Source organism: Mesorhizobium sp. P5_C1 (assembly GCF_054049815.1).
Map to the genome: position 1 here is coordinate 1 of NZ_JBFULQ010000269.1, position 7,465 is coordinate 7,465.

At 62.7% G+C, this 7,465-nt stretch carries 7 protein-coding genes; 6 read left to right on the top strand and 1 reads right to left on the bottom strand.

From position 1 onward, the window contains the following. The 6 genes from ACXJ7R_RS19920 to mgrA all read left to right on the top strand — a co-directional run bounded on the left by ACXJ7R_RS19920 (position 1) and on the right by mgrA (position 6,042). Entirely contained in the window at positions 1 to 897 is an 897-nt protein-coding gene (locus ACXJ7R_RS19920; RefSeq protein ID WP_457153342.1) for a carbohydrate ABC transporter permease, read from the top strand. Then, positions 894 to 1,829, top strand: coding sequence for a carbohydrate ABC transporter permease (locus ACXJ7R_RS19925; protein WP_457153343.1), 936 nt, complete (start codon positions 894 to 896; stop codon positions 1,827 to 1,829). The genes ACXJ7R_RS19920 and ACXJ7R_RS19925 overlap by 4 nt, the downstream gene beginning before the upstream one ends. A gap of 5 nt (positions 1,830 to 1,834) precedes the next feature. Further along, on the top strand, positions 1,835 to 2,932 hold the full coding sequence (locus ACXJ7R_RS19930; RefSeq protein ID WP_457153344.1) for an ABC transporter ATP-binding protein: 1,098 nt from the start codon (positions 1,835 to 1,837) through the stop codon (positions 2,930 to 2,932). A gap of 42 nt (positions 2,933 to 2,974) precedes the next feature. Next, positions 2,975 to 3,721, top strand: coding sequence for a sugar phosphate isomerase/epimerase family protein (locus ACXJ7R_RS19935; protein WP_457153345.1), 747 nt, complete (start codon positions 2,975 to 2,977; stop codon positions 3,719 to 3,721). An 11-nt stretch (positions 3,722 to 3,732) separates the two neighbouring features. Then, the gene (locus ACXJ7R_RS19940) at positions 3,733 to 4,875 is read left to right on the top strand and encodes a Gfo/Idh/MocA family protein (protein WP_457153346.1); all 1,143 of its coding nucleotides are present in this window, start codon (positions 3,733 to 3,735) and stop codon (positions 4,873 to 4,875) included. A 120-nt stretch (positions 4,876 to 4,995) separates the two neighbouring features. Continuing rightward, positions 4,996 to 6,042 (top strand): L-glyceraldehyde 3-phosphate reductase, encoded by a 1,047-nt coding sequence (gene mgrA, locus ACXJ7R_RS19945; protein WP_457153347.1) that lies wholly within the window; start codon positions 4,996 to 4,998, stop codon positions 6,040 to 6,042. 73 nt (positions 6,043 to 6,115) lie between these two features. Here the strand turns inward: mgrA and ACXJ7R_RS19950 are convergent, their stop codons facing one another. Beyond that, on the bottom strand, positions 6,116 to 7,210 hold the full coding sequence (locus ACXJ7R_RS19950; protein WP_457153348.1) for a S1 family serine peptidase: 1,095 nt from the start codon (positions 7,208 to 7,210) through the stop codon (positions 6,116 to 6,118). Between the last annotated feature and the right edge of the window lie 255 nt (positions 7,211 to 7,465).

The window sequence follows — 7,465 nt, forward strand, 5'->3', positions numbered from 1 at the left end:
ATGCAGAAGAGCTGGAGGCACAGATTTCACCTGCCTGCCGTCATCGGGACAATACCGATGATTCTCGTTGCCCTCGGCGTGTTCGTGATCGGCATCGGCTTCTCGGTGCTATGGTCCTTTACCAGTTCGAAGCTCTTCCCTACCTACGATTTCGTCGGTCTGGCGCAGTACAGGCGCCTCTGGGCCGACAACCGCTGGCTCGTCTCGGTCAATAACATCTGGTTCTTCGGCCTGATGTCCATCACCTGCAACATGGTGTTCGGATACCTGCTCGCCGTCTTCATGGACCAGCGCATCCGCCAGGAGGACCTGTTCCGCTCCATCTTCCTGTATCCTTTTGCCATGTCGCTGATCGTCACCGGACTCGTGTGGCAATGGGCGCTCGACCCCAACCTCGGCCTGCAGGAGGCGCTGCGCAACTGGGGCTGGACGAGCTTCAGCTTCGCCCCGCTGGTCAGCGCCGAGACCGCGCTGTACGCACTGGTCGTGGCGGGCATCTGGCAGGGCTCGGGCGTGACGATGGCGATCCTGCTTGCCGGCCTGCGCGGCATTGACGAGGATATCTGGAAAGCCGCGAGGGTCGACGGCATCCCGACCTGGCGCACGCACGTTTCCATCGTGGCGCCGATGATGAAGGGTGCCTTCGCCACCGCCTTCGTTCTGCAATGCGTAGGCGTGGTGCGCGTCTACGACCTGGTCATTGCCATGACCGGCGGTGGGCCTGGCATCGCCACGTCCATGCCGGCAGTCTACGTCATCCAGCTCATCACGGTTCGCCAGAACGTCGGCCAAGGCATGGCTGGGGCAACGATGATGCTGCTGCCGGTCCTGATCGTGCTGGCTTTCAGCGGAATTCTACTATGGCGGCGAAATCGCCTGCGGGAGGCGGGCGCATGACCGTCGGACAGATCACCGCAATTCAACCGCCCCGGGAAGCGTCGCATCAGGCTGGCGTGGCGCCCTTCGGGCCGAAACCGCGACGGATATCGGCCGGCCGCATCGGCATCTATGCTTTCCTGGTCGTTGCGGCCCTCTTCTTCCTCATCCCGGTCTACATCATGATCGTCACCTCATTGAAGGGGATGCCGGAGATCAGGCTGGGACATCTTTTCAACCTTCCTGGCGAGCCGACCTTTCAACCCTGGGCCGACGCCTGGCTCCACGCCTGCACCGGTCGCGATTGCAACGGCCTCAGTCCAGGCTTCTACAATTCGGTGAAGATCACCGTGCCCAGCGTGATCATCTCGATCATCTGCGCGTCGATCAACGGTTACGCGCTGACCTTCTGGCCATACAAGGGCGCCAATCTGCTCTTCGGGTTGCTGGTGTTTGGTGCCTTCGTGCCCTATCAGGTCGTGATCTATCCATTGATCATCGGGCTGAGCTCGGTCGGGCTGTTCGCCTCGCTCCCCGGCATCATCATCGTGCACACCATCTTTGGGATGCCGATCCTGACGCTGCTGTTCCGCAATTTCTACGCGGCAATTCCGGTCGAGCTGTTCAAGGCAGCGCGTGTCGACGGTGCGGGTTTCTGGCGCATCTTTTTCTACATCATGCTGCCGATGTCGGTGCCGATCACCGTCGTCGCCGTCATCCTGCAAGTTACCGGCATCTGGAACGACTTCCTGTTCGGCATCGTGTTTGCCGGGCGGTCCAACTGGCCAATGACGGTGCAGCTCAACAATATCGTCAACACCACCACCGGCGTGAGGGAGTACAATGTCAACATGGCGGCAACCATTCTGACGGCTGCGGTGCCTCTGCTCATCTACTTCATCTCCGGACGATGGTTCGTGCGCGGCATCGCCGCTGGCGCGGTGAAAGGCTAGTGGATATGGCGCAGAACGGTACCAGCGTTTCGATCCAGGACCTGTCGCTGAGCTTCGGTGTGGTGACCGTACTGGAGACACTTAATCTCGATGTCGCCGAGGGCGAATTCATCGTGCTGCTCGGGCCCTCGGGCTGTGGCAAGTCGACCTTGCTCAACTGCATTGCCGGCCTGCTCGACGTCTCCGAAGGCAGCATCTTCATCAAGGGCAAGAACGTCACCTGGGAAGAGCCCAAGGATCGCGGCATCGGCATGGTGTTCCAGTCCTATGCGCTCTACCCGCAAATGACGGTGGAGAAGAACCTGTCCTTCGGGTTGCGTGTCGCTGGCACGCCGAAGGACGAGATCGCCAAGCGGATCGCGCGGGCGGCCGAGATCCTGCAGATCGAGCCGCTGCTGCAACGCAAACCGGCAGCACTGTCCGGCGGCCAGCGCCAGCGCGTGGCAATCGGACGGGCGCTGGTGCGCGATGTCGACGTGTTCCTGTTCGACGAGCCGCTGTCCAATCTCGACGCCAAGCTGCGCGCCGAGCTGCGCGTCGAGATCAAGCTGCTGCATCGCAAGCTGCAGAACACGATGATCTATGTCACCCACGACCAGATCGAAGCGATGACGCTGGCCGATCGCATCGCGGTGATGAAGGGTGGCGTCATCCAGCAGCTCGATGCGCCACAGACCATCTACAATCGGCCGGTCAACCGCTTCGTCGCCGGCTTCCTCGGCTCACCCGCGATGAACTTCATCGACGGGCAGGCCGAGACCGGCGCCACCGCGGCTTTCAAGACCGGAAATGTATCCATACCGCTCGCCCGCTACGCTTTCGACGCCGCGGGCAACAGCAGCGGCCCTTGCGTGTTCGGTATCCGGCCCGAGCATGTCGCCCTTGGCGAGGCGGCAAATGCCATGCCCTTTGCCATCGATGCCGCCGTCGAGATCGTCGAGCCGATGGGCTCCGACACGCTGGTATGGACGCAGCTCGGCGGTCAGAATTTCTCCTTCCGCGTCGAGGCGGAAAAGACGCTGCGCAGTGGCGAGCCAATCCGGATCGGCTTTGATCCTGCCCGCGCCTCGCTGTTCGACAGCCAATCCGGCAACCGCATGTAGCTCCCAAGCCCCACTCCTCCCCAAGCAGAACGGACAGAGACGATGAACTGGTCATTCCAACTTTACAGCGCCCGCAATTTCCAACCCTGGGAAGGCGTCCTCGAGACGCTCGGCAAGGTCGGTTACACCCAGGTCGAAGGCTTCGGCGGCGTCTATGATGATCCCAAGGCCTTTCGCGCCGAACTCGACAAGAACGGGCTCGCCATGCCGACCGGGCATTTCTCGATCGACGCGCTCGAGAACGATTTCGACGGCGTGCGCAAAATTGCCGACACACTCGGCATCACGCTGCTCATCTGTCCTTTTCTGATGCCCGACCAGCGCCCATCCGATGCCGCCGGCTGGCGCGGCTTCGGCGAGCGTCTGGCAAAGGTTGGCGACGCCGCGAAAAGGGCCGGCTACGGCTTTGCCTGGCACAACCATGATTTCGAGTTCAAGAAACTTGCCGACGGCTCGGTGCCGCAGGAGCTTATCCTCGCGGCAGCGCCGGACATCGGGTGGGAAATCGACGTCGCCTGGGTGGTGCGCGGCGGCGACGATCCGCTGGCGTGGATCGACAAATACGGCAAGCGCATCAGCGCCGTCCACGTCAAGGACATGGCCAAGCCCGGCGAGGGGCTGGACGAGGATGGCTGGTCGGATGTCGGCCACGGCACGATCGACTGGGCCGGCCTGATCAAGGTGCTGCGCGCCAAGAGTGCCGCCCAATACTACGTCATGGAACAGGACAACCCGAACGACATCGAGCGCTTCGCCCGCCGCTCGATCGCAGCCGTCAAGACCTACTAGGAGCAATCAGCATGGCAAAGAAACTTGGCATCGGCGTCATCGGCTGCGGCAACATCTCGAAGGCGTATTTTTCGCTGGCGCCGCTGTTTCGCGGCATCGAGATGCGTGCCTGCGCCGACATCAACATGGAGACAGCGAAGGCGCGGGCAAAGGAGTTCAAGCTGCGCGCCGAGACCGTCGACGACCTGCTCGAGGCCGACGACATCGACATCATCGTCAACCTGACCATCCCGGCGGTGCACTACGAGGTGTCGAAGCAGGCTCTGGACGCGGGCAAGCACGTCTATTCGGAAAAGCCCTTCGTGCTGTCGGTCAAGGAAGGGCTCGACCTGAAGAAACGCGCCGAGGCGAAAGGCCTGCGCATCGGTTCGGCGCCCGACACGTTCCTCGGCGGCGCGCATCAGCTGGTCCGCGACCTGATCGACACCGGCAAGCTCGGCAAGATCACCAGCGGTACCTGCCACGTCATGGGCCACGGCATGGAGCACTGGCACCCCAATCCGGACTTCTTCTTCCAGCCCGGCGCGGGACCGGTGCTCGACATCGGGCCGTACTACATCACCAATCTGATCCAGCTGATCGGGCCGGTGAAGCAGGTGGCGGCCTTCGCGTCGACACCCGCCAAGGAACGCACCATCAGTTCGAAGCCGCGCGCAGGCGAAAAGATCCCGGTCAACACGCCGACGACCATCCACGGCCTGCTGGAGTTCGAGAACGGAGCCGTGGTGACGCTGAACACCAGTTGGGACGTCTGGGCGCATGGCCACGCGCCGATGGAACTCTATGGCGAGGCGGGCACAGTGTTCGTGCCGGATCCGAATTTCTTCGGCGGCGACGTGCGCTTCACCGAAGACAGCAAACCGGTCAAGAAGCTGCCGAAATGGAAGCACCCGTTCGGCGTTCCCAACGAGATGCATTCGCAAGGCATGATGGCCAACTACCGCACGGCCGGCCTCGCCGACATGGCGGTGGCGATCGCGGAAGGCAGGCCGCACCGCTGCTCGATGGAACTGGCGCTGCATGCCGTCGACGTGATGACTGGGCTGTTGCGCTCAGGCGAAACCGGCAAGTTCGTCGCCATGCAGACCAGTTGCGAACGGCCGGCCGCACTTGGCGTCAAGGAAGCCAAGGCGCTGTTGGCGAAGAAGAAGTAGACCAGGCACTCAACCCTCTCCCCGTTCCGTCAGGGAGAGGGTAAGGGTGGGGGGCAGAGCCGACTCGCCGTGCTGTCGCGATGGCAGCCGACTGGCTCGCTTCCATTTGAGGATTTTCCCATGCCCTACATCCCCGCCGAAAACCGCTACGAGAACATGATCTACAACCGCTGTGGTCGCTCCGGCCTGAAGCTGCCGGCGATCTCGCTGGGGCTGTGGCACAATTTCGGCAATGACACACCGCACAAGACCAAGCAGGCGATCGTGCGCCGGGCTTTCGACCTTGGCATCACGCATTTCGACCTCGCCAACAATTACGGTCCGCCGCCCGGCTCGGCCGAGACCGCTTTCGGCGAAATCCTGCGCACCGACTTCGCCGGTTACCGCGACGAGCTGATCATCTCGACCAAGGCCGGTTACGAGATGTGGGCCGGTCCCTACGGCGAATGGGGCGGGCGCAAGTACATGCTGGCCAGCCTCGACCAGAGCCTGAAGCGGATGGGTCTCGACTATGTCGACATCTTCTATTCGCACCGCTTCGATCCCGATACGCCGCTGGAAGAAACGATGGGCGCACTTGACCATGCGGTGCGCTCGGGCAAGGCGCTCTATGCCGGCATCTCGTCCTACAATTCGCAGCGCACGCGCGAGGCCGCCGATATTTTGAAGCAGCTTGGCACGCCTTGCGTCATCCATCAGCCGAGCTATTCGATGCTCAACCGCTGGGTGGAGGAAGACGGCCTGCTCGATACGCTCGAAGGGCTCGGCGTCGGCTCCATCGTGTTCTCGCCACTGGCGCAAGGCATGCTGACCGACAAATATCTCGGTGGCATTCCCGAAGGCAGCCGCGCCTCCCAGGGCAAGTCGCTGAAGACAGCCTTCATCAACGACAGGACCATCGCCAACATCAAGGCGCTCGATGCCATCGCCGGCAAGCGTGGCCAGACACTGGCGCAGATGGCGCTGGCCTGGGTGCTGCGCAAGGGCAAGGTGACCTCGGCGCTGATCGGTGCCAGCCGGCCGGAACAGGTCGAGGACTGCGTTGGCGCGCTCAAGGTGCTTGACTTCAGCGATGCCGAACTCGCCGAGATCGATAGCTATGCGCGCGAGTCCGACATCAATTTGTGGGCGGCTTCAGCCGAGCGCAAAGGTCCACCGAGAAAGTAAGCTCGGTAAGCCGGCAAATAAAAACGGCGGGACCTCTCCCGCCGTTTTTCATGTGAGGCGAATTGCCTTCGCTTCAGGGCGTGGCTGGTTTCTGGGCGGTGCCTAGCCCTGCCTTGGGCTTTGCCGGCGCCGGCGCTGGCGTTTTCATTTTCGTCTCGATCCAGCCGGTGTAGTTGGCCAGCCGTGTGTAGATGCCGTACGCGTCCTTGTGGCCGCAGGCCGCACTTCCGTCCGCCGGACCTTCGCCCCAGCTGACGACGCCGACCTGGACCGGACCGTCGGCGCCGGTCATGAACAGCGGACCGCCGCTGTCGCCGTTGCAGGCATCGCGCACGCCGCTGGTGGTGCCGGCGCAGATCATGTTGCCGGTCAGCGGGTCTGTCATGTCGGCGGCAATCGCATTGGCGGCAGCGTCGATGCCTTTTTCCGAATAACGCATGCGGTGGGACAGATCGCCAAGTGCGGCCTTCAGATCATGCGCATAGATGGCCTTGATGCCGCTGTTGCAGGCGGTGTTCGGCTGCAGGTCGAGGTCGGCAACCATCAGCGTGGTCGGAAAGGTGCCATCCTGCATCTTGCCCCAGCCGGTGACAGTGGTTTTGCCGGTGTCGGGTGTGGCGTCATGGGTGACCTTGATGGTCGGCGCATCGGCCGGCTCTGCAAGCCGCAACAGGCCGAGGTCGTTGTCGAGCGTCTGCTCGCTGTAACCCTCGTTGACGATGACCTCTACCACCTTGTGGCGCTTGCCCTCGCTGAGATCGGTGGCGCCGGTCAGCACGGTGACCGCGTCGGGCGAAATCGGCTGGCCCTTGTCGTTGAGGCAGTGGGCCGCCGTCAGCACCCATTGCGGCGCGATCAGGCTGCCGCCGCAAAATTGTGCATTGGCCTGCGAGGCCGGGTTCTCGTCCAGCCTGTCGGTGGTGAGCAGCGCGACCTGAAACGGATAGGCACCCTTTTCGGCCTGGTTGCCGCCATAGACACGATCGGCGCCGTCGGGATTTTCCGCCGCAGCCTTGGCCTTGGCATCCGCAACGCGTTTCATCGGCGAGACCGCCGCTTCGGGCCTGGCGGTGTCATCCGCCTGGCTGGCGCTGACGGTTGCAAGAGCCGAGGCGATGGCGAGCGCCGACGCGGCGACGATCGGCCTGAACCGATGGATGATGTGCACCTGAGATCCTCCTGAGACACGTTCCCGAACGAGCCACTCCGGCGCATGATCAGCGAAACAGTCGCCAGCAAACCGGCGTCGCTTCGCGGATCGCGTTCCCGTGCGGAACCCGTTCAAAACCCTATAGCCCCCCACGGGCTACGTGGAAGCGATTTGTCATTCCAATGTTGTATTAATTTAGGCAGTATACCGGCGCGGGTGTCTTTGGCGGGGGCCTTCGACAGACCGCGTGGGGTGATGATCAGGTTCAGGCGC

Coding starts and splice junctions, on each gene's coding strand:
- ACXJ7R_RS19920 (WP_457153342.1), top strand. CDS start 1: ATGCAGAAGAGCTGGAGGCACAGATTTCACCTGCCTGCCGTCATCGGG.
- ACXJ7R_RS19925 (WP_457153343.1), top strand. CDS start 894: ATGACCGTCGGACAGATCACCGCAATTCAACCGCCCCGGGAAGCGTCG.
- ACXJ7R_RS19930 (WP_457153344.1), top strand. CDS start 1,835: ATGGCGCAGAACGGTACCAGCGTTTCGATCCAGGACCTGTCGCTGAGC.
- ACXJ7R_RS19935 (WP_457153345.1), top strand. CDS start 2,975: ATGAACTGGTCATTCCAACTTTACAGCGCCCGCAATTTCCAACCCTGG.
- ACXJ7R_RS19940 (WP_457153346.1), top strand. CDS start 3,733: ATGGCAAAGAAACTTGGCATCGGCGTCATCGGCTGCGGCAACATCTCG.
- mgrA (WP_457153347.1), top strand. CDS start 4,996: ATGCCCTACATCCCCGCCGAAAACCGCTACGAGAACATGATCTACAAC.